This window comes from Pseudarthrobacter sp. CCNWLW217 (assembly GCF_037203985.1).
In the GTDB taxonomy this organism is placed as follows: Bacteria; Actinomycetota; Actinomycetes; order Actinomycetales; family Micrococcaceae; genus Arthrobacter.
The window spans coordinates 64,514-85,992 of the sequence record NZ_JBBCBT010000010.1 but is presented as its reverse complement, the minus strand read 5'-3'; the positions used below and the strand labels follow the sequence as shown (position 1 = coordinate 85,992).

At 65.8% G+C, this 21,479-nt stretch carries 21 protein-coding genes; 8 read left to right on the top strand and 13 right to left on the bottom strand.

Annotated features, from left to right (window positions below; genetic code table 11):
* The 7 genes from V9L18_RS12985 to V9L18_RS12955 are packed head-to-tail and all read right to left on the bottom strand — an operon-like array spanning position 1 to position 8,003.
* Positions 1-840: an HpcH/HpaI aldolase/citrate lyase family protein gene (locus V9L18_RS12985; RefSeq protein WP_337347585.1), complete on the bottom strand. Its 840-nt coding sequence runs from the start codon at positions 838-840 to the stop codon at positions 1-3.
* Entirely contained in the window at positions 837-1,394 is a 558-nt protein-coding gene (locus tag V9L18_RS12980; protein ID WP_337347584.1) for a MaoC family dehydratase, read from the bottom strand. Before V9L18_RS12980 ends, V9L18_RS12985 begins: the two co-directional genes overlap by 4 nt.
* Positions 1,391-2,158, bottom strand: coding sequence for a CoA transferase subunit B (locus V9L18_RS12975; RefSeq protein WP_337347583.1), 768 nt, complete (start codon positions 2,156-2,158; stop codon positions 1,391-1,393). The genes V9L18_RS12980 and V9L18_RS12975 overlap by 4 nt, the downstream gene beginning before the upstream one ends.
* 2 nt (positions 2,159-2,160) lie before the next feature.
* On the bottom strand, positions 2,161-2,943 hold the full coding sequence (locus tag V9L18_RS12970) for a CoA transferase subunit A (protein ID WP_337347582.1): 783 nt from the start codon (positions 2,941-2,943) through the stop codon (positions 2,161-2,163).
* A 23-nt stretch (positions 2,944-2,966) separates the two neighbouring features.
* On the bottom strand, positions 2,967-4,130 hold the full coding sequence (locus tag V9L18_RS12965) for an acyl-CoA dehydrogenase family protein (protein WP_337347581.1): 1,164 nt from the start codon (positions 4,128-4,130) through the stop codon (positions 2,967-2,969).
* Positions 4,131-4,132: 2 nt separating this feature from the next.
* The gene (locus tag V9L18_RS12960) at positions 4,133-6,388 is read right to left on the bottom strand and encodes an ATP-binding protein (protein ID WP_337347580.1); all 2,256 of its coding nucleotides are present in this window, start codon (positions 6,386-6,388) and stop codon (positions 4,133-4,135) included.
* A 7-nt stretch (positions 6,389-6,395) separates the two neighbouring features.
* Positions 6,396-8,003 (bottom strand): carboxyl transferase domain-containing protein, encoded by a 1,608-nt coding sequence (locus V9L18_RS12955; RefSeq protein ID WP_337347579.1) that lies wholly within the window; start codon positions 8,001-8,003, stop codon positions 6,396-6,398.
* A 302-nt stretch (positions 8,004-8,305) separates the two neighbouring features.
* On the opposite strand from V9L18_RS12955, the gene V9L18_RS12950 reads away from it, so the two are divergent.
* Positions 8,306-8,932 (top strand): SACE_7040 family transcriptional regulator, encoded by a 627-nt coding sequence (locus V9L18_RS12950; protein ID WP_337347578.1) that lies wholly within the window; start codon positions 8,306-8,308, stop codon positions 8,930-8,932.
* A 67-nt stretch (positions 8,933-8,999) separates the two neighbouring features.
* Here V9L18_RS12950 and V9L18_RS12945 read toward each other — a convergent pair whose 3' ends face one another.
* Genes V9L18_RS12945 through pdhA form a run of 3 tightly spaced genes read right to left on the bottom strand, consistent with a single transcriptional unit; the run spans position 9,000 to position 12,609 of the window.
* Positions 9,000-10,415 (bottom strand): dihydrolipoamide acetyltransferase family protein, encoded by a 1,416-nt coding sequence (locus V9L18_RS12945; RefSeq protein WP_337347577.1) that lies wholly within the window; start codon positions 10,413-10,415, stop codon positions 9,000-9,002.
* Between the two features lie 8 nt (positions 10,416-10,423).
* The gene (locus tag V9L18_RS12940; RefSeq protein ID WP_337347576.1) at positions 10,424-11,434 is read right to left on the bottom strand and encodes an alpha-ketoacid dehydrogenase subunit beta; all 1,011 of its coding nucleotides are present in this window, start codon (positions 11,432-11,434) and stop codon (positions 10,424-10,426) included.
* The gene (gene pdhA / locus V9L18_RS12935; RefSeq protein WP_337347575.1) at positions 11,434-12,609 is read right to left on the bottom strand and encodes a pyruvate dehydrogenase (acetyl-transferring) E1 component subunit alpha; all 1,176 of its coding nucleotides are present in this window, start codon (positions 12,607-12,609) and stop codon (positions 11,434-11,436) included. The genes V9L18_RS12940 and pdhA overlap by 1 nt, the downstream gene beginning before the upstream one ends.
* A gap of 196 nt (positions 12,610-12,805) precedes the next feature.
* Between pdhA and V9L18_RS12930 the strand changes: the two genes are divergently transcribed.
* Together V9L18_RS12930 and V9L18_RS12925 are read left to right on the top strand one after the other, a co-directional pair.
* Positions 12,806-13,279 (top strand): Lrp/AsnC family transcriptional regulator, encoded by a 474-nt coding sequence (locus V9L18_RS12930; protein WP_337347574.1) that lies wholly within the window; start codon positions 12,806-12,808, stop codon positions 13,277-13,279.
* A gap of 158 nt (positions 13,280-13,437) precedes the next feature.
* Positions 13,438-14,100: a hypothetical protein gene (locus tag V9L18_RS12925; RefSeq protein ID WP_337347573.1), complete on the top strand. Its 663-nt coding sequence runs from the start codon at positions 13,438-13,440 to the stop codon at positions 14,098-14,100.
* Between the two features lie 77 nt (positions 14,101-14,177).
* Here the strand turns inward: V9L18_RS12925 and V9L18_RS12920 are convergent, their stop codons facing one another.
* Both V9L18_RS12920 and V9L18_RS12915 read right to left on the bottom strand, forming a co-directional pair.
* Positions 14,178-15,794, bottom strand: coding sequence for a solute symporter family protein (locus V9L18_RS12920; protein WP_337347572.1), 1,617 nt, complete (start codon positions 15,792-15,794; stop codon positions 14,178-14,180).
* Positions 15,791-16,171 (bottom strand): DUF485 domain-containing protein, encoded by a 381-nt coding sequence (locus V9L18_RS12915; protein ID WP_337347571.1) that lies wholly within the window; start codon positions 16,169-16,171, stop codon positions 15,791-15,793. The genes V9L18_RS12920 and V9L18_RS12915 overlap by 4 nt, the downstream gene beginning before the upstream one ends.
* A 178-nt stretch (positions 16,172-16,349) precedes the next feature.
* Here V9L18_RS12915 and V9L18_RS12910 point away from each other — a divergent pair, with 178 nt between their 5' ends.
* The 5 genes from V9L18_RS12910 to V9L18_RS12890 are packed head-to-tail and all read left to right on the top strand — an operon-like array spanning position 16,350 to position 20,869.
* Positions 16,350-17,540, top strand: a complete 1,191-nt coding sequence (locus V9L18_RS12910) for a sensor histidine kinase (protein ID WP_337347570.1) — start codon at positions 16,350-16,352, stop codon at positions 17,538-17,540.
* A 46-nt stretch (positions 17,541-17,586) separates the two neighbouring features.
* A complete protein-coding gene (locus tag V9L18_RS12905) occupies positions 17,587-18,309 on the top strand; it encodes a LytR/AlgR family response regulator transcription factor (protein ID WP_337347569.1) in 723 nt (240 codons plus the stop codon).
* Entirely contained in the window at positions 18,306-18,656 is a 351-nt protein-coding gene (locus tag V9L18_RS12900; RefSeq protein ID WP_337347568.1) for a DUF485 domain-containing protein, read from the top strand. The genes V9L18_RS12905 and V9L18_RS12900 overlap by 4 nt, the downstream gene beginning before the upstream one ends.
* 7 nt (positions 18,657-18,663) lie before the next feature.
* Complete coding sequence (locus V9L18_RS12895; RefSeq protein WP_337347567.1) at positions 18,664-20,130, top strand: sodium/solute symporter; 1,467 nt, start codon at positions 18,664-18,666, stop codon at positions 20,128-20,130.
* 49 nt (positions 20,131-20,179) lie between these two features.
* Positions 20,180-20,869: a hypothetical protein gene (locus V9L18_RS12890; RefSeq protein WP_337347566.1), complete on the top strand. Its 690-nt coding sequence runs from the start codon at positions 20,180-20,182 to the stop codon at positions 20,867-20,869.
* A 24-nt stretch (positions 20,870-20,893) separates the two neighbouring features.
* Here the strand turns inward: V9L18_RS12890 and V9L18_RS12885 are convergent, their stop codons facing one another.
* Positions 20,894-21,478 (bottom strand): DivIVA domain-containing protein, encoded by a 585-nt coding sequence (locus V9L18_RS12885; protein WP_337347565.1) that lies wholly within the window; start codon positions 21,476-21,478, stop codon positions 20,894-20,896.
* Position 21,479 lies beyond the last annotated feature (1 nt).

Genomic DNA, 21,479 nt, shown 5'->3' with positions numbered 1-21,479 from the left:
CTAGCTGTGGATGCCCGCCCGGCGGATGGTGGCTTCGGCATGCTTGAGGATGGGGCCGTCGATCATCCTGCCGTTGTACTGGAAGACGCCTGACCCGGCGGAGGCTGCCGCCTGCAGCAGCTCCGTCGCGGCAGAAACATCGGCCTCGGACGGGGCATAGGCGCCACGGACAACGGCCGCCTGGGTGGGATGGATGCAGGCCTTGGAGCTGAACCCGGATGCGACGGCATCGGCGGCCTCCACGGCAAGACCCTCCAGGTCCGGAATGTTGACATAGACCGCGTCCACCGCGGCCTTTCCGAAGGCGCCGGCGGCCAGGAGAACGCTTGAGCGGGCGTGCAGGGCTACGGCGCGGTATCCGCCGTCGTCCTTCCTGCTGGACGTGCCACCCAGGGATGCCAACAGGTCTTCGGCACCCCACATCAGCGCCACCACGTTCGGCTCAGCGGCGATCGCGGGGGCATTCAGGACGCCGGCCGCTGTCTCGCAGAGGGCAATCACATGGAAGTCCTCAAGCTGTCTGAGCTGTTCGGCACTCTCCGCTTTGGCCAACATGACCGTCTTGTACGGCGTGTGCGCCAGGCAGTGCAGGTCCTTCTCGAACTCTTCGGTGCCGGCAGGGTTGATCCGGACGATGGTCCGGCTCGGGTCCAGTTCGGGTACTTCGCCGCCGGCGCCCAGCTGGGCGAGGATCGCGCCGCGGGCCCTTTGCTTGTCCGCGGGCGCCACCGCATCCTCGAGGTCGAGGATGACGGCGTCTGCACGGTCGGAGGCTTTCTGGTACCGCTCGGGCCGGTCTGCAGGGCAAAAGAGGAGGGCTGGCCCCATCACAAAGGTCATACAGCCATTGTCCCCTTTTGACCCCCGGTTTGCTGCCCGGCATGAGCCTCCCGCGTCCACATCAGGCAACTCCTCGTGGCCAACGCCACCACGGTGCCGTCCTGGTTGCGGCCGGTGTGCTGCATGGTCACAATCCCCTGTCCGGGCCGGGAGCCCGAGAGCCGCTTCCCGGTGATCACAGTCTCGGTATACAGCGTGTCGCCGTGATACAGCGGGTGGGGAAAGGACACATCGGTCAGGCCCAGCTGGGCGACGATGGTGCCCTGGGTCAGCTGCGACACCGACTGCCCCACCACGGTGGACAGCGTGAACATGGAGTTGACCAGCCGCTGGCCGAACGGCTGGCCGGCGCTCCACGCTGCGTCAAGGTGCAGCGCCTGGGTGTTCATGGTGAGGGTAGTGAACAGGACATTGTCCGTTTCCGTTACGGTGCGGCCCGGCCTGTGCGCATACAGGACGCCCTCCTCCAGTTCGTCGAAGTACAGGCCGCGCTGTTCAACGACGCGCGGTTCAACGGCAGGCTGTTCAACGGCAGGGGGATTGTCCGCCGTCATACGGTAAGTTCCTGGTCCTCTTCGAAGAGTTCGGCGCCGGTGGCCGCAGCCACTTCCTCGACCGACACGTTGGGGGCCAACTCGCGCAGCACCAGCCGTGAGGACCCCCCTTCGGTGACGACGTCGATCACGGCGAGGTCGGTGATGATCCGGTCAACGCAGGCTTTACCGGTCAGGGGCAGAGTGCACTGCTCCACGATTTTGGGGCGGCCGTTGCGGTCCACGTGCTCCATCATCACAATCACCTTCTTGGCGCCAAAGACCAGGTCCATGGCTCCACCCATCCCCTTGACCATCTTGCCCGGGATCATCCAGTTGGCGAGGTCGCCGTTTTGGGCCACTTCCATCGCGCCGAGCACGGCCACGTCGACGTGTCCGCCGCGAATCATGCCAAAGGACGAGGCTGAATCGAAGAACGCCGCACCCTTGTTGACCGTGACGGTCTCCTTCCCGGCGTTGATGAGGTCGGGGTCCACGGCATCCTCGGTGGGATACGGTCCCACGCCCAGGATCCCGTTCTCAGAATGCAGCACAACTTCCACACCGGCCGGGATGTAGTTGGGGATGAGCGTCGGCATGCCGATGCCCAAGTTCACGTACTGCCCATTGCTGAGTTCCTGGGCCACCCGGGCGGCCAGTTCATTGCGTGTCCACCCTTTGGTCTCCGGGTTAGCGGCGTCCGGGTGGCCGACGGCGGCGCGCCGGTATTCCGGGCGCACGGCTTCGGGGCGGGGAGGCGCTCCCTGCGGTCGGTTGGACTCCATGGCTACACTCCTGCCTGTTCTGTGGCCGCCGGCCGGTTGAGGGCCACGGTCCGCTTTTCGATCCGTTTCTCGCCGGCCGGAACAACCACCACCCGCTGGACGAAGATACCTGGGGTGTGGACATGCTCCGGATCGAGTTCCCCCGGTTCCACCAGCTCCTCCACCTCGGCGATGGTGATCCTGCCGGCCATGGCGCAGAGCGGGTTGAAGTTCATGGCCGTTGCGTGGAAGACCAGGTTGCCGTGGCGGTCGCCCTTCCAGGCGTGGACCAGGCCGTAGTCCGGAGTCAGGGACTCCTCGAGGACGTAATCGACCCCGTTGAAGGGACGGACCTCCTTCGCGGCGGAGGCGATGAGGACGCCGCCGTCGGCGTCGTATTTTTGCGGCAGGCCGCCGTCGGACACCTGCGTGCCTACCCCCGCCTTGGTGTAAAAGGCAGGGATACCGGCGCCGCCGGCCCGGAGTTTCTCCGCGAGGGTCCCCTGCGGCGTCAGCACAACTTCCAGTTCACCGGAGAGGTACTGGCGCGCGAACTCCTTGTTCTCTCCAACGTAGGAACTGATGGTCCGACGGATCCGGCCGTCGCGGAGCAGGACGCCCAGCCCCCAATCGTCCACGCCGCAGTTGTTACTGACGGTCTCCAGGTCCGTGGTGCCATGCCGGTGCAAGGCGTCGATCAGGGCCACGGGGATTCCGCACAGGCCGAACCCTCCCACCGCGAGGGAGGCGCCGTCGGGGATGTCCGCTATGGCTTCCTCGGCGCTGGCAACAACCTTGTTAATCATCAGTGATCCTCTCCGGCCGGCTATTACAGTCCGAGTTCGCGGGCGATCAGCATCAGCTGGACCTCCGTGGTGCCCTCCCCCACTTCAAGGATCTTGGAGTCGCGGTAGTGGCGTGCCACAGTGAATTCGTTGATGAAGCCATAGCCGCCGAATACCTGGGTGGCATCCCGCGCGTTGTCCATGGCCGCCTCGCCTGCGACCATCTTAGCGATGGCCGCCTGCGTCTTGAATGGCTTGCCTGCGAGCATCCGGGCGGCGGCGTCGTAGTAGGCCAGCCGTGCAGTATGCGCGCGGGCCTGCATGCGGGCGATCTTGAACGCGATGGCCTGGTGCTTGCCGATGTAGTGGCCAAACGCGCTGCGCTCCTTGGCGTACTTCACCGACAGGTCCACGCAGCCCTGCGCCGCCCCCGTGGCCAGTGCGGCGATGGCGATCCGGCCTTCGTCGAGGATGGAGAGGAAGTTTGCGTAGCCGCGCCCCTCGGCACCCAGCAGGTTTTCCTCCGGCACCCGGACGTCCTTCAGCGTCAGCGGATGAGTGTCGGAGGCGTTCCAGCCCACCTTGTTGTACGCCTTTTCAGCCGTGAACCCGGGCGTGTTGGTGGGCACCAGGATGGTGGAAATCTCCTTCTTCACGCTCCCGTCCTTGCGTTCCTTCTGGCCCGTCACCGCCGTAACGGTCACCAGGCGGGTGATGTCCGTCCCGGAATTGGTGATGAACTCCTTATTGCCGTTGATGACCCACTCGCCACCCTCTCGCCGGGCGTGGGTCTTGGTGCCGCCGGCATCCGAACCGGCTTCCGGCTCCGTGAGGCCGAAGCCGGCGAGCGCCTCACCAGATGCCAGGACGGGCAGCCATTCCTCCTTCTGCGCGTCGGTGCCGAACCGGTAGACCGGCATGGCGCCAAGGGAGACCCCTGCCTCCAGGGTGATGGCCACGGACTGGTCCACCCGGCCCAGCTGTTCGAGGGCCAGCGCCAGGGCGAAATAGTCGCCGCCCATCCCGCCGTACTCCTCGGGGAAGGGCAGCCCGAACAGGCCCATGTCGGCCATTTGCTTAACGATTTCGTACGGGAAACTGTGCTCCTCGTCGTGCTTGGCCGACACGGGGGCCACCGCGTGGTCCGCGAAGTCCCGTACGGTGTCGCTGAGGTCCTGGTATTCCTCACTGAGTTCAAAATCCGGCATGGCTAGGCTCCCTCGCCTGTGTTGAGTGTGTCTTCGATGTTGTGCCCCGGCTGTGCCGGGCCTTCTGTGTGGGCGTTGGCATGGATAGTGGCCAGCACCTGGCCGGCCCTGACGGGCTGACCGGGCGTGACGGTGAGATGGACTGTGCCCGCCACCTCCGCCAGCAGTTGGTGTTCCATCTTCATGGCTTCCACCGCGAGGAGAACCTGGCCGGCCACAACGGCGTCGCCGCTGCTGACGGCCACCGAAACCACCGTGCCCGGCATGGGCGAACGGACCTCAGGGTCTGCCGTCCCTTCCTCCCGCTCGATAGCGGCCAGCACCCGGGCGAGCCTGGACTCACGCGTGAGTACCTCCAGCCGACAGGACCAGCCGCCGTTTCCCAGGAAGAGTTCCGTGGGCACGGCGGGGGTCGGATTGTCCCAGGTGGGCGTGACGGGACCGGTGAACACCGGCGCGATGGAATAGTGTGTGTCTTCGCCGTCGAGGGACAGAACAGCCGCCCTCGGCGAGCGCCATTCCAGCGACGCCGTCTGTTGGTGTCCGCCGTTGACGCTGACAAGAACAGGCCCGTCGCTGGTACTGCCGGACACCTGCACTGTTGCGATGCCGCCGTCGGGTGTTCCCAAGCTGATCCGGCGCGGCGCGGGTTCGCCGAGGCGCCAGCCGTTGCGGGCCTGCCACGGACCGGAGGCCGGGACAGGGTGGTTTCGTTCCTCGTGGGCCGAGGCGTACAGCGCTGCGGCAACCAATTCGGCATCCTCCACGCGCCGGAAGGCAAAGCCCGGCAGCTTCCGCTCGATCAGGCCGGTGTCGAGGCGCCCGGCGCGGACGTCGTCGTCGTTGATCAGCAGCCGAAGGTACTCCACGTTGGTATCCAGTCCAAGGGCGGTGTACCCGGCGAGCGCTTCATCGAGCGTGTCCAGGGCGGCCCTGCGGTCCTGGCCCCAGGCAATGACCTTGGACATCATGGGGTCGTAATTCGAGGAGAGTTCAAGCCCCTCGCGCAGGGAGGAATCGACCCGGACGCGTCCGTGGCCTGCAGCCACTTCGCCGCGGGGAGGGGCGCTTGGCCGCGGGGCTGGCCCTGGAAGTTCGTCGAGCAGCAGGACCGTTCCCGTAGAGGGAAGGAAATTGCGCTCCGGGATTTCCGCGTAGACCCGGGCTTCGACGGCATGGCCGGTGAGTTCGACGTCGGCCTGGCGGACGGTCAGTTCCTCACCGGCGGCGATCCGCACCTGCCATTCGACGAGGTCCACGCCGGTGACCATTTCGGTGACCGGGTGCTCCACCTGGAGGCGGGTGTTCATCTCCATAAAGAAGAACTCGTCCGGGGCTTCGTCGGACACGAGGAATTCCACAGTGCCCGCGCCGCTGTAGTGGACGCTGCGGGCTGCCTGGCAGGCGGCCTCACCAATGCGCACACGGGTGGCGCCGCCGTCGTCCAGCGAATCCAGCAGTGGCGACGGTGCTTCTTCGATGACTTTCTGGTGGCGGCGCTGAAGGGAGCACTCGCGCTCCCCCAGATGGATGACGTTGCCATAGTGGTCGGCCAAGACCTGGACCTCGATGTGGCGGGGCGTGCGGACCAGCCGCTCCAGGAAAAGGGTGTCGTCGCCAAAGGCGCTCGCGGCAACACGGCGGGCCGTGGCCAGCGTGGCCGCGAGCTCCTCCGAGCCCTCCACGATGTGCATGCCCTTCCCGCCGCCGCCGGCGGAAGGTTTGATGAGCAGCGGAAAGCCGACGGCGGCCGCCGCCTCGATGAGTTGGCCGTCCGTCATGCCAGGCTCGGCAATCCCCGGCACCACGGGAACCCCATAGCCCGCGACGTGATTCTTGGACCGGATCTTGTCGCCCATGACGTTCAGGGACTCGACACCCGGGCCGATAAAGGTGATGCCGGCGGCTTCGAGGGCGCGGGCAAAGTCCACATTTTCGCTCAGGAAGCCGTAGCCGGGATGGACCGCCTCGGCGCCGGTGTCCCGGCAGGCCTGGATGATGGCCTCGATGTTCAGGTAGCTCTCCGCTGCGGCTGCCGGGCCGATCCGCACGGCACGGTCCGCTTCGCGCACATGCCGGGCGCCGGCGTCGGCATCGCTGTAGACGGCCACCGAACGGATGCCCAAGGCACGCAGGGTGCGGATCACCCGGCACGCGATCTCACCGCGGTTGGCAACGAGCACGGTACCAAAGAGGGGTCTCCGGGGGCCCGACGTGGTGCTCTGAGAGGGAGCAGTGGGTGGGGAAGGGACGGTCATTGCTGGCTCACATCCGAAAGAGGCCGAAGGAAGTCTCCGGCAGCGGGCTACGGGAGACGACGTCGAGCGCCAGTCCCAGGACGGTGCGGGTGTCCGCGGGGTCGATCACGCCGTCATCCCAGAGGCGGGCGGTGGAATAGTAAGGGCTGCCCTGGTCCTCGTACTGTGCCTTGATGGGGGCCTTGAACGCTTCCTCGTCCTCGGCGGACCATTCCTGCCCGGCGGCCTCGTACTGGTCCCGTTTCACGGTGGCGAGCACGCTGGAGGCCTGGTTTCCGCCCATGACGGAAATCCTGCTTGCCGGCCACATCCAGAGGAAGCGCGGTGAGTACGCCCGGCCGCACATGGAGTAGTTCCCTGCACCGAAGGACCCGCCGATCACCACGGTCAGCTTGGGCACGCGCGCCGTGGCCACCGTCGTGACCATCTTGGCGCCGTTCTTGGCGATGCCGCCCTGCTCGGAGTCCTTGCCCACCATGAAGCCGGAAATGTTCTGCAGGAAGACCAGGGGAATTCCGCGCTGGTCGCACAGCTCGATGAAGTGTGCGCCCTTGAGCGAGGACTCGCTGAACAGCACGCCGTTGTTGGCTACGATTCCCACCGGGTGTCCGTGCAGCCTCGCGAAGCCGGTGACCAGGGTAGCGCCGTATTCCTTCTTGAACTCATGGAACCGGCTCCCGTCAACCAGCCGCGCTATCACCTCGTGGACGTCATACTGGGCGTTGACGTCAGTTGGCACAGCACCATAGAGCCCTGCGGGGTCCGCAACGGGTTCGACGGCGGTGTCCACGTCCCATGCGGGGGCCGCCGGCCTGGGAAGGGTGGCCACGATGTCGCGGATGATCTGCAGGGCATGCTCGTCATTTTCGGCCAGGTGATCGGTGACGCCGGAAATCCTCGAGTGGACATCGCCACCGCCGAGCTCCTCGGCGGTCACGATTTCACCGATGGCCGCTTTCACCAGGGGCGGGCCGCCCAGGAAGATGGTGCCCTGGTTCCTGACGATCACCGTTTCGTCGCTCATGGCTGGGACGTAGGCGCCGCCGGCGGTGCATGAGCCCATGACGGACGCTATCTGCGGGATCTTGGCGGCGGACAGCCGGGCCTGGTTGTAGAAAATCCTGCCGAAGTGCTCCTTGTCCGGGAACACCTCGTCCTGTTTCGGCAGGAAGGCCCCGCCGGAGTCCACCAGATAGATGCAGGGCAGCCGGTTTTCGAGGGCGATTTCCTGGGCCCGGAGGTGCTTCTTGACCGTCATGGGATAGTAGGTGCCGCCCTTGACGGTGGCGTCGTTGGAGATCACCAGGACCTGCCGGCCATGGACCAGGCCGATGCCGGCGATGACCCCGGCGCCGGGCGACTCATCGTTGTACATGCCGTTGGCCGCGAGCGGAGCGATCTCCAGGAACGGACTGCCGTCATCCAGCAGTTGGTCGATGCGTTCGCGCGGGAGGAGCTTCCCCCTGGCCACATGGCGTTCGCGGGACTTTTCCGGACCACCCAGGGCGGCCTCAGCGAGCCTGGACCGGAGTTCGGCGGCGAGCGCAAGCTGCGCCGAGTTATTGGCGGCAAAGGCATCGCTTCCGGTATCAAGCCGGGTGGCGAGAGTCTCCATCGACTGGTCCGTTCCTGTTCTGTTAAGAGCCAGCTTCATAGACCACAAAGGCCAACTCGGTTAGTGCTGTGTAACTGAGATTAGGTTAGTCTTTATTAACTGTGATGTCCAACATATGGAGGCGTTGCTAGAATTTGCTGGTCCGAGGAGGAAATGTGCCCACTACCCGGCCGGTGCAGCCAACCCAGCAGGCCCTGTCCACCCCATCCGTTCCAGCAACCAGCGGCTCTGCCATCAACGGGAGTACTGCAGCTAAGCCAGTTCCAGCAGCCCAGACTGCTACAAGGAGCCAGGCAGCTCCCGTGACCCAGCGCAGCCAAGCCAAAGAGTTGCGACGCCAGGCCTTGCTGACCGCTGCTGCCTCGCTGTTCGCCAAGAACGGGTTCAACCGGGTGTCCCTGGAGGACCTGGGCGCCGCCGCAGGCGTGAGCGGCCCTGCCGTCTACCGCCATTTCCGCGGTAAACAGGCCGTCCTGGGCGATTTGTTGCTCACCGTCAGCCGGGAACTCCTGGACGGCGGACTCAGGGTGGTGGCTGAAACCACTGATCCACTCGTGGCACTGCGCCGGCTCGTGGCGTTCCAGGTTGATTTTGCCCTGGGCAAGCCTGACGTGATCCGGGTGCAGGACCGCGACTTCAGCAACCTCACGGAGAAAGACCAGTCCGAGGTGCGTACGCTGCAGCGGAACTACGTTGAGCTTTGGGTGGACGTCCTCACCCGGCTGCATCCTGACACCGATGCCGCCGAACTGCGGATGCGGGCCCACGCAACTTTTGGCCTGATCAACTCCACCCCGCACTCGGTACGCAGCCATGGCCGGAAGATCGCCGTGAAGTCCGCCCGCCCCCTGCTGGAGGGCATGGCCTTGGCTGCCCTGACCGTGGACACTTCCCAGACAGCACCCCAAGAGCGGCCCCAGCCCGCTTGACCGGTGCGGGCCAGCAACGGTTAAGCGGGTCAGGGCCGCTTGTGCGGGGATTCGCACGGCTCCCGCTTTAGACCATGGCCAGCACCATGCCGGGTTCGGCCAGGATCGCGCCGACGTCGGCAAGGAACCGGGAGCCCTGTTCCCCGTCCACCACGCGATGGTCGAAGGACAGGCTCAAGGTCATGACCTGGCGCAGGGCCACCTCCCCTTGGTACTCCCACGGCATGTTCCGGACAGCCCCCACGGCCAGGATCGCAGCCTCGCCGGGATTGAGGATCGGTGTGCCGGCGTCAATGCCGAAGACCCCGATATTGGTGATGGAGATAGTGCCGCCGCTCAACTCGGCCGGCGTGGTCTTTCCGGCCCGGGCCGACTCAGTCAGAGCCGTCAGTGCCTCGGACAGCCCGGTGAGGGACAACGTGTCCGCATCCTTGATGTTCGGCACCGTGAGGCCGCGCGGTGTAGCTGCCGCGATGCCAAGGTTGACGTAATTGAACTGGACAATCTCCTGGCCAACTTCGTCCCAGCGGGAGTTCAGCGACGGGTTCCGCCGCAGCGCAATGAGGACAGCCTTGGCCACGATCGTCAGCGGCGTGAGTTTGTACCCGGCAAAAGCCCGGTTGGCCTTCAGCCTTGCGAGCAGGTCCATGGTGGGGGTGACATCAACCGTCAGGAATTCGGTCACGTGCGGGGCGGTGAAAGCGCTGGCCACCATCGCGGCAGCCGTGAACTTCCGGACCCCCTTGATCGACGTGCGTGTCTCGCGCTCGGGCTGGCTGGCCCCGGAGGGCTCGCCATGCCGGTCATCAGGCACTGCCTGCAGATGCTGGGCGGCCGCCGGGAGGTCCCCGCCTCCCACGAAGTTGCGGACGTCGTCGCGGCTAATCAGCCCCCCGGGGCCCGTGCCTGCAACCTCGGCCAGGTCGACGCCAAGGTCCTTGGCGAGTTTCCGCACGGGCGGCGTGGAGCGGGGGCGTTCGGAAGTCACCACCCGCTCCCTGGCCTCGCGGGGCCGGCCAGGGAACCCTGCGGCCGCGGCCGCCGGCTCAGCCGGCGGCTCCGCGGGATTCTCGACCAACGCCAGGTTGCGTTGACGGCGGGCTGGGCGGCCGGAACTTTCGACGACGGCGCCGTACCCCACGAGGTTCGGTTCCCTTTTGCCCGCGGCCGCCGCGCTGCCGGCATCAATTGCCTCCGGGGCAGCGCCGGTGGATGTGTCCACCGATGGCGCCGCGCCGCCGTCGTCCGGTACTTCGAAGGAGACGATCGGCTTGCCCACCTCGACAATCGTGCCTGGCTGTTCGTGAAGCTCCTTGATGACGCCGGCGAAAGGTGACGGCAGTTCCACCACGGCCTTGGCGGTTTCCACCTCGGCAATGACCTGGTTGAGGGCTACGGTGTCCCCCACCCCGACCTTCCAGCTGAGGATTTCGGACTCGGTCAGTCCTTCGCCGAGGTCCGGGAGCCTGAATTCCTTGATCATGGTGGCGCTCATCCTTCCAGCCCGCTCAGGGAGTTCGGCCGGCCCAGGGCCCGGTCAACGCCGTCGAGGATCCTGTCCAGGCCAGGCAAATGGTGCATCTCCAGCTTGGAATACGGGTACGGAATATCGAAGCCGGTGATCCGGACCGGGGCGGCTTCAAGGTGGTAGAAGCACCGCTCGGTGATGCTCGCCGCGACCTCTGCGCCCAGTCCGCCGGACTGGCCCGCCTCATGGGTGATCACCAGCCGCCCGGTCTTGCGGACGGACGCCTCCACCGTCGCGTAGTCCACCGGCGCCAGCGAGCGCAGGTCGATGACTTCGATGGACACGCCTTCATCTGACGCCGCAGTGGCGGCATCGCGTGCCGTCTTAACCAGCGGCCCGTAGGCCACGAGCGTTACGTCAGTCCCCTCTGTGACTACACGGGCGCGGTCCATGGGCAGGGCTGTGGAGAGGTCAACGGCCTCGTCCACTTCGCCTTTGTCGTGGTAGCGGCGTTTGGGTTCGAAATACAGGACGGGGTCATCGCTGGCAATAGCCTGCTGGATGACAGTGTGGGCATCCTGCGGGTTGGACACCGTCACCACGCGGAGCCCGGAGGTGTGGGTGAAATAGGCCTCGGGTGATTCCGAATGGTGCTCGGGTGAGCCGATGCCGCCGCCGAAAGGCACACGGACGGTGATGGGCATCTTGACGGCACCCTGCGTGCGGTAGTGCAGCTTGGCCACCTGGCTCACGATCTGGTCGAACGCGGGGTAGATGAAGCCGTCGAACTGTATCTCCACCACTGGCCGGTAACCGCGGTAGGCCAGGCCGACGGCTGTGCCCATGATGCCGGATTCGGCGAGCGGCGTGTCCACGACCCGGTGTTTGCCGAAGTCCTTCTGCAGGCCGTCCGTCACCCGGAAGACGCCGCCGAGGGTTCCGATGTCCTCCCCCATGAGGATGACTTTGGGATCGTTCTCGAGGGATTTGCGCAAGCCTGCGTTGATGGCGCGGGCAAAGGTCATCTGGGTCATCAGCGTGCACCTTCTTGGGAAGTGGCTCCGGCGGGATCACCGAAGGAAGCCAGGTAGCGGGAGTAGTGGTCCTGCTGACGGTCAAGCCAGGAGTTGGGCGAGCTGTAGACGTGCTTGAAGATGTCCAGGGGCTCGGGGTCGGGCATGTTGGTGCAGCCGGCACGCATCTCGCGTGCCACGGCGTCGGCCTTGTCCTTGACATGCTGCTGCAGGTCACTGGTCAGGAGTCCCTTGCGGTCCAAAAGCGACTTGACCCTGTCGAGGGGATCCTTCGCGGCCCAGTCCTCCAGTTCGTTGGGGTCCCGATACCGTGTAGGGTCATCCGCTGTCGTGTGCGGGCCCATGCGGTATGTGACGGCTTCGATGAAGGTGGGTCCGCCACCATTCCGCGCTCTGTCCAGGGCGACCCGGGTGGCTGCCATCACGGCGAGGACGTCATTGCCGTCAACCCGGAGGCTGGGGATGCCAAAACCGGTGGCCCTGTCCGCCAGGTGGATGTGGGACTGCAGCCTGACCGGTTCCGAGATGGCCCAGTGGTTGTTCTGGCAGAAGAAGACCACGGGCGCCTGGAAGCTGGCGGCGAACACCATGGCTTCGTTGACGTCGCCTTCACTCGTGGCACCGTCGCCGAAGAATGTCACCGCTACGGAGTCGGCGCCGTCGTTCTGGATGCCCATGGCGTACCCGGTGGCGTGAAGCGTCTGTGCGCCGATGATGATTTGCGGTGTGGCCATGTTGATCGTGTACGGATCCCAGCCCGCTGACGCATTTCCCCGCCATACCCGGATGATGTCCGTCAGGTCCACGCCACGGCAATAGGCGACACCGTTTTCGCGGTAACTGGAGAACACAAAATCGTCGTCCCGCAGTGCCCTGCCCGCGCCGACCTGCGAGGCTTCCTGCCCCAGCAGCGGCGGCCACAGGGCCAGTTCGCCCTGGCGCTGGAGAGCTGTGGCTTCGACGTCGATCCGCCGCACCACGGCCATGTCCTCGTAGAGGGAACACAACCGCTCATCGGTGATGTCCTGCACCCATGGATCGAATTCCGGATGACTGATCCGCTCCCCCGCGGGATTGATCAGCTGGATCAGGTACCGCCCGGATCCAGGGATTCCTGCACTGTTGCCCGGGCCTTCCGGGGTTGTTCCGCCATGGCCCGTTTCGTCTGTAGACACGATCGCCCCGCAACCTTCTCACGTCGTTTGACCGGGGCTTAGGGACTCGTGGTCCTGCCGCCGTCCGGCCTCCCGGGCGCCGTTGCCCCGGATAATTGTGACCCTACTCACAATGCTCAATGGGTACAACCACCGCGCAAATAACTGAGCATAATGCCCTGTTTGAGAGCACGAGACCGTGCTAGCGTTGCGCATTATGCAAGCTTTGGATGGCACCGACACCCGGCTGCTTTCGGCCATGGCCAAGGACCCCCGCCGGACGGTGGTGGCCCTTGCCCAGAAGCTGGGCCTGTCGCGCAACACGGTTCAGGCCCGGATGGCCCAACTGGAGAAGAAGCACGTCTTCCTGTCCTTTGAACGGCGGATCAATCCGGCGTCTTTGGGCTATCCGCTAATGGCCTTCATCTCCGTCCACGTGCAGCAGCAAAAGCTGGGGCAGTTGGCCCATGACCTGGCCAGCATCCCGGAGATCCTGGAGGGCTACGGCCTCACCGGATCCGCTGACCTCCTGTTGCGCGTGGTGGCCCTGGACGCCGAGGACCTGTTCAGGATCAACGGCAAGATCCTGGCCTGCGACGGAGTGGAGCGCACGGATACCGCGTTGGCTATGGGTGAGCTGATTCCCTTCCGCATCCAGCCGCTGCTCGAACGCGGCCCGGCGGAGGCCTAGGATCCGAGCGTTCGCTTCGTCTTTCGGTCCTGCGGATGCCGGGGCGGGACAGGCCGGGTTATAGGCTGGTCGAAGTTGAATCGAATGGGGTGCCGGTCACCGGCTCCCGCAACGAGGCAGTCCCAGTGCAGGCTGCACACTGCCGGAAAGGCTCCATCTTGAGCAATCCTCAGGAACCGTACCAGCCGGGTCATGCCGACGCCGGCGCGCGGCCGGCTGCCCCGCCGCGGCAGCCACCTGCGCAGCAGCCCGGGCAGTTTGGCGGGCAGTTTGGCGCGCCCGGGCAGCAGCCCGGGCAGCTTGACGCCCCCGGGCAGTACCCGGGGCAGTTTGGCGCGCCCGGGCAGTACGCGGATCCAACGCCCTTCGGCCTTCCGGGCCAGCCGCCCGCCAAGGACCGGAAGAAGCTGTGGATCATCCTTGGCATCGTCGGTGGCGTGGTGCTGCTGGCCATCGTCGGCATCATCGTCCTGTTCAATGTCTTCGGCGGCGCCACAAACCAGGCCCGTGGACTCGCGGACGGCTTCACTAAGCTGGTCATCGCCGGTGATTCCTCCCAGGCCTACGACGACTACCTTGACCCCGCACTCCAGGAACAGCTGTCGAAGGAAGACTTCATCGCCGGCGTCGAAAGCCTGGAAATGGACGAGACCTGCGAGCCGGCCTACAACGACCTGAAGGTCAGTTCGGAAAACGGCAACAACGCCGCCGACATCGCAGGCGTGATCACCTGCGACGGACGGCAGGTTGACCTGGCCTACCGTTTCGAAGGCACTGACGAGCTGAAAATGACCAACATTAAACTCCGGCCGAAGGCATAACCGGACTGCCCACGTGAAGAGCCCCGTGCTGCTGGCACGGGGCTCTTCACGTTAAGGGTGATGTGTGTTGGCTGCCGTCAGTGGTCCACGGCCTTCTCGGCGCCGACGCCGGTGAGCGAGCGGACTTCCATTTCGGCCTGCTTGGCGCTGTCTTCACGCTTCTTGTCCAGGACCGTGCCCAGCCAGCCCAGCAGGAAGGCCAGTGGAATGGACACAATGCCCGGATTGCTCAGCGGGAAGAAGGCAAAGTTGGCGCCGGGAATCATGGACGTCTTGGCCCCGGAAACCACCGGGGAGAAGATGATCAGGATGATGGCCGAGCCCAGGCCGCCGTACATGCTCCACACTGCGCCCTGTGTGGTGAACCTGCGCCAGAACAGCGAGTAGACGATCGTCGGGAGGTTCGCCGACGCCGCGACGGCGAAGGCGAGCGCCACCAGGAAGGCCACATTCTGGCCGTTGGCGAAGATGCCACCCAGGATGGCCATGACACCGATGACCACTACGGTCCGCCGCGCAACCTTGACCTCGGTGTCGGCGTCGGCCTTGCCCTTGGAGATGACGCTCGCGTAGATGTCGTGGGCGAAGGACGCCGCGGCTGTGATGGTCAGGCCTGCCACTACCGCCAGGATGGTGGCGAACGCCACCGCCGAGATGAAGCCCAGCAGCAATGGTCCGCCCAGGTGGAAGGCCAGCAGGGGTGCAGCGGAGTTCACGCCACCCGGTGCGGTTTTGATGGTTTCGGCACCCACGAGGGCTGCTGCGCCGTAACCCAGCACGAGGGTGAACAGATAGAACAGGCCGATCAGCCAGATGGACCAAACCACGGACTTGCGGGCTTCCTTGGCCGTGGGCACGGTGTAGAAGCGCATCAGGACGTGCGGCAGGGCTGCGGTGCCCAGGACCAGGGCCAGGCCCAAGGACATGAAGTCCAGCTTCGAGGTCTCGGTCTTGCCGTACTGCAGGCCCGGGTTCAGTACCGCCGGGTTGTTGGAGGTCTCCACGGCCGCGCCGAGCAGGCTGGAGAGGTTGAAGCCGTAGATGGCCAGGACCCAGAAGGTCATCACGGCCGCGCCGGCGATCAGCAGGATGGCCTTGATGATCTGGACCCAGGTGGTGCCCTTCATCCCGCCGATCAGTACATACATGATCATCAAGGCGCCGACGACGATGATCACCAGGGCCTGTCCGCCCCAGTCGCTGATACCGAGCAGCAGGGAGATCAGGCTGCCGGCGCCTGCCATCTGCGCCAGCAGGTAGAAGAAGCAGACGGCCAGGGTGGAAATGGCAGCCGCGATCCGGACCGGACGCTGCTTGAGCCTGAAGGAAAGGACGTCCGCCATGGTGAACTTCCCGGTATTCCGGAGCAGCTCCGCCACCAGCAGCAGGGCAACCAGCCAGGCCACGAGGAAGCCGATCGAGTACATAAAGCCGTCGTAGCCGTTGATGGCAATGGCGCCGGTGATCCCCAGGAACGAGGCGGCCGACAGGTAGTCGCCGGCGATGGCCGTTCCGTTCTGGGACCCGGTGAACGACCGGCCCGCAGCGTAGTAGTCGGCCGCGGTCTTGTTGTTCCGGCTGGCCCGCAGCACGATCACCATGGTCACGGCCACAAACAGGCCGAAGATGCCCATGTTGAGCAGCGTGGTTTCCTTGAGGTCGGCGACGTCGACCGCCGTGGCAATCCCGATCATTTGGCTACTCCGCTCACGACGTTGCCGTCTTTATCAAACTCATGGCCTTCGATTTCGTGGCGGATCTCCGCAGCGATGGGATCCAGCCTCCGGTTGGAGTAGCTGACATACCAGCCAGTGATGGCGAACGTGGAGACAAACTGCAACAGGCCTAGGATCAGGCCGACGTTGATGTTGCCCCACACCTTGGTGGACATAAACTCGACGGCGTAGTCAGCCAGCAGGACATACGCGAAGTACCACAGCAGAAAAGCGACGGCCATCGGGAATACAAAGCTGCGGTGACGTTTGCGCAGTTCCTGGAACCGCTCCGTCGACTGGACCTGTTCGAAGTCCACGGACGCCGCTGCGTCCGGAGTGTGGGCATCGTTACCCATCGTTCCTCCTCGTTGAGTCTTGCCTGGTTCACACCGGCGGGCGCCCCAGCACCATTCCGCTGATGTGACTGCAATCACTCTGCGCCGTGGCGGCACGGCACAACAGGGGCAGCGGCGGAACGCTCGCTCAACGGTCGCGATGCTGCGACAAACGGCACCCGCCGCTACGCTGGGCACCATGCCGGACTCCCCTCTCCTGACCGCCGCAGCAGTTGCGGTGATTGTTTTGGCGATCGCCGTCGTCGTCGGCGTGGGAGCTAAAGTGCTGCGGTCCTTCCGTGAACTCGGCACCGATGCCGAGCGTGCCACCTACAACACCCTCCACGCCGCGTCCCGTGCCGGGCAGCACCTGCGCACCGGGCTCAATCCGGCGGGCGCCGCGAAGGCGTGCCGGCAGTTGCGGACCCTCCTGGGCTGCAGTGCGCTGGCGATCACCGATACTGCCGGCGTGCTCGCCTGGGACGGTGTCGCCGAGGAACTGAAACCCCGCTTGATGGACCTGGCCGCAGACGTCCTGATCGGAGGCCGGACTACTGTGCTCCAGGCGCGTGACCTGGCTGCGAATCCTGCCGCTGGCAACCTCGCCGCCGTCATCGCGCCGGTGCGTGCCGGATCACGGGTGGTGGGGGTGGTGGCCGCCTTTGCCCCCCTTGCAGGGGCCGGGCTGGTCCGCGCCACCAGTGAAGTGGCGGACTGGGTGGCGGTCCAGGTGGAACTGGCCGAGCTGGATGCTTCCCGGACGCTGCTGATGGAAGCGGAGGTTCGTGCACTGCGGGCGCAGATCAGCCCGCACTTTATCTACAACTCGCTCAACGCGATCGCGTCGTTCATCAATACCGACCCGGCGCGGGCCCGCGAACTGGTGGTGGAGTTCGCGGACTTCACCCGGTACTCCTTTCGCCGCCACGGCGATTTCACAACCCTCGCCGAGGAACTCCGCTGCATCGACAGGTACCTGCTCCTTGAACGTGCCCGCTTCGGCGAACGGGTTCAGGTCAGCCTCCGAATAGCCCCGGAAGTGCTGGGCACCGTGATCCCGTTCCTGAGCTTGCAGCCGCTCGTGGAGAACGCGGTGCGGCACGGGCTTGAGGCCAAGGAGGGGCCGGGGCACATCAGCATCACCGCCAATGATTCCGGCGCTTTCGCGGAGGTCACCATCGAGGACGACGGCGTGGGCATGGACCCTGCCCAGCTCCAGTCGATGCTTGCCGGCCACACCGACGGCGAACACGTGGGGCTGCGCAACGTCGATGCCCGCCTCCGGCAGGTCTATGGCGATGACCACGGCCTCGTGATCGAGACGGCGCCCGGGGAGGGGACCCTGATCACCATGCGCGTGCCCAAGTCCCAGCCCGACCACGACGCCTGAGCCACCCAATCTGATTCCAGCCGCCCCCGGCGGATAATGTAGGACCATGATTAATGTCCTCGTCGCCGATGACGAGCTGCCCGCAGTGGAAGAACTGGCCTACCTCCTGGGCCGGGACGACCGGATCGGCACCATCCACCGCGCCACCTCCGGCTCAGAAGCGCTGAGGGCCCTCACCACTCAATCCGTGGACGCTGTCTTCCTGGACATCCACATGCCGGCAGTGTCCGGGCTGGACATTGCCAGGGCCATCGCGCGCAGCAGCCATCCGCCGGCGGTGGTCTTTGTCACTGCGGACGAGGACTGCGCCCTGGAGGCATTCGAGCTGGCCGCCGTGGACTACCTGCTGAAGCCGGTCCGCGCCGAACGGCTGTCCCGGTCAGTGGGACGGATCAGCGAACTGCTGCGCGAGGGCGGCGGCCCGGCTCCGGAGATGATCACCGTGGACCAGGGCGGCACCACCCGGATGATCAGGCGCGACGACGTCACGTACGTCCAGGCCCAGGGAGACTACGCACGGCTTCACACAGTTGATGCGAGCTACCTGATCAGGGTTCCCCTGGCCGACTTGGAGCAGCAGTGGGCGGCTGCGGGCTTCATCCGTACGCACCGGTCCTACCTGGTGGCCCTGAAGCACGTGGCCTCGATGAAGCTGGCCGCGGACGGACCAAGCGTCACAGTCGCCGGGGCCAACCTCCCCATCAGCCGCCGGCACCTGCCCACTGTCCGGGAGAAGCTGGAAGCCACCCGCATACGGCCGCAATCATGACGCGGGTCCGGGTCACGGCCCCGCACTCCGCAGCCCGGCCGGCGATGCAGTCGCGGGAGGCCGCCGAGGAATCGGAGGTGGGGCAGCTTTTTGTCAGGTCGCTGATCCGCACCCAGCTCCGGCTGGCGCTGGTAGTGGCCGGCGGATTCCTGCTGGTCCTGTGCTCGTTTCCGTTGCTGCTGGCGGCAGCACCGGGCCTGGCCGAGATCCGGGTGGCCGGCATCCCTTTCGACTGGCTGCTGTTGGGCGCCGGCATCTACCCGGTGACCGGGCTCAGCGCCTGGCTGTACATCCGCAGCGCGGCCCGGAACGAGTCCCGGTACCGCGACCTGGCCGAGGACAAGTGATCCTCCCGTGAGTCCCGCCGTCGGACTGGTGGCCCTTGTGGTGGTTTCCGTGGCCACTGCGGTCATCGGGTTCTATGGCCTCCGGATCTCCCGCACGACGGGCGATTTCTATGTTGCCTCCCGGACGGTCCGTCCGTGGTGGAACGCCTCGGCGATTGGGGGCGAGTACCTGTCCGCGGCCAGCTTCCTGGGCGTGGCCGGCCTGATCCTCCTCTCGGGGACGGACGCCCTGTGGTTTCCGGTGGGCTACACGGCCGGGTACCTGATGCTGTTGCTCTTCGTGGCCGCCCCGCTGCGCCGCTCGGGCGCGTACACCATCCCGGACTTCACGGAAGCCCGGCTGGATTCACGGGCAGTCCGGCGCGTGACCAGCGTTGTGGTGGTTGTGGTGGGGTGGCTGTACATCGTGCCGCAACTCCACGGTGCGGCATTGACCATCAGGATCACCACCGGGCTTCCGGGTTGGGTGGGATCCGTGTGCGTGGTGATCGTGGTGTGCCTGACGGTGGTGGCCGGCGGGATGCGCTCCATTACCTTTGTCCAGGCCTTCCAGTACTGGCTAAAGCTCACGGCACTTGCCGTCCCTGTCCTCTTCATCGTGTTCACCCTCCTGGGCAGCGGAAGCACCGCCGTCGCTCCCGCCGTCGTGAACCCCACCGGGCTTGCTCCCGCGGGCCCGTACCAGAACATTTCATTGCTGGTGGCACTGCTGTTCGGCACCCTGGGCCTGCCCCACGTCCTGGTCCGCTTCTACACCAACCCTGATGGGCACTCAGCGCGCCGGACCACGCTGATCGTGCTCGGGTTGCTTTCGGTGTTTTACCTGTTTCCCACCGCGTACGGGCTGCTGGGACGGATGTTCAGGCCCGAGCTCGCGCGCTCAGGACAGGCAGATGCGGTGGTACTGCTCCTGCCAGGGCAGCTGATCGGCGGAACAGCGGGAGACCTGCTCTCGGCCCTGGTGGTGGCCGGAGCGTTTGCGGCTTTCCTCTCCACTACATCAGGACTGGTGGTCTCGCTCGCCGGTGTGATCAGCCAGGACGTCCTGGGCGGCAGTGTCCGCGGTTTCAGGCTTGCCGCCGTCATCTCGTCGCTGGTCCCCTTGGGCTTTGCCTTAGCCACCGACTCCCTGGCCCTGGCCGGCAGCGTGGGCCTGGTGTTCGCCTTTACCGCGTCCACCGTCTGTCCGGTCCTCCTCCTGGGCATCTGGTGGCGGGGCCTTACCGACACCGGCGCCATTGCCGGGATGGTGACCGGCGGCCTTCTCTGCGGCGGCGCCATGGTGTCCGGTTCCGTCCTGGGCGCCGCGGGCACCCCTTTCTGGCTGGCCCAGCCGGCGGCCTGGACGGTTCCGGCCGCGTTCGCCGTGATGGTGCTCGTCTCGCGCGCCACCAAAGGGCGCGTGCCACGGACCATGTCACGGCTCATGACCCGGCTGCACACCCCGGAAAGGCCATTGGTCACCGAACGCTGAAAACCGGCTGCCCCTCGCGCGGGAACTGCCCAGGGTGGACAATTACGGCATGTCCACGCAGGACGAACGAACACCCGCCGAGTCCGAAGGTGTCCCGCCGTCGGTCCGGGCGCAGCTGCTCGCCACCGAACACTGGAGCCTGCTGGCTTCCCGGAGCACCACCCAGGGTGAAGTGCTGACCCGGATCAGCATGTTCCTGATGTTCACCTCCGCGAGCCTGGTCAGCCTTGCGCTCGTGGGCCAGGCAACCAGGTTCTCGGACACGTTTGTCATGCTGGCTATGATCGTCCTCTCCACCGATCTGCTGATCGGCCTCCTCACGCAGGTCCGTGTCCTCAACGTTGCCATGGAGGACCTGATGTATGTCCTGGCCATGAACCGGCTGAGGGCGGCCTACGTGGACCTGGATCCCGGCATTGCGAAATATATGCTGGCGGGCACACACGACGACCAACCGGGCATGGACCGGACGTATTACTTCCTCAGCGGCCGGAGTACGTGGAGCCACGTTGCCGGGAGCAGCATGGTCTTCATCATCATGGCCAACGCCGCCCTGACGGCCATCCTGCTGGGCACGTCCGTCACCCTTCTGGGCTGGCCAACACCGACGGCGGTCCTGCTGGGGTCGGCCAGCGGACTCGTCTTTGCCGGGGCTTCAATGGTGCACGGCTACCGGCAGTACCGCGACGTGTGGCCGGCGTTCACGCCGCTGTCCCCCACTCCACCGGGCGGGGACTGAGCCAGGCAGTCAGCCCGGACGGATTCAGTCGATGGCGGCCATCAGTTCAACCACCCGGTCCAGGAAGGCGTCCACCTGGCTTTCTTCGTAGCCGTCCTTGCCGACGGCGGGACGGAAGACTGCGCGGCGGACGTTGTCCACGCTGAGCGGCTTGTCCTCTTCCAGGTAACCGATCAGCTCACGGCAGAGCCGATCCACATCCACCGTGCTGTAGCTGCGGGCCTTGTTTTTGGACGGCCGGCGGAACCGCTCGCCGTCGGGCCTGTGCAGGCGGCCGCGGAGGATTCCGGACAGGTTCCCGATCTCGCGCAGCCAGGCTTCTTCGCCGCTGGCGGCAATCAGTTCATCCCGTTCACGACGGGCAAACGCATCTTCGAGCCTGTCCAATGCGGCATCCACCACGGCGGCAGAGTAACCGCCCTTGACGGGGTCGAAGGACACGGCGCGGACGTCTCCGCTTTTGACGACGTGGGTGGCGGCCTTCGGCGTTTCCAGTGACACGCGCGCCCGCTGGAGGAACTGGTCCACCTGCTTGGCGTTGTACCCGTATTCGCTGCGCGGCACGCGTTCAAAGGACGCGGGGATGTGCCGGTGAAAGTCCAATGCCACT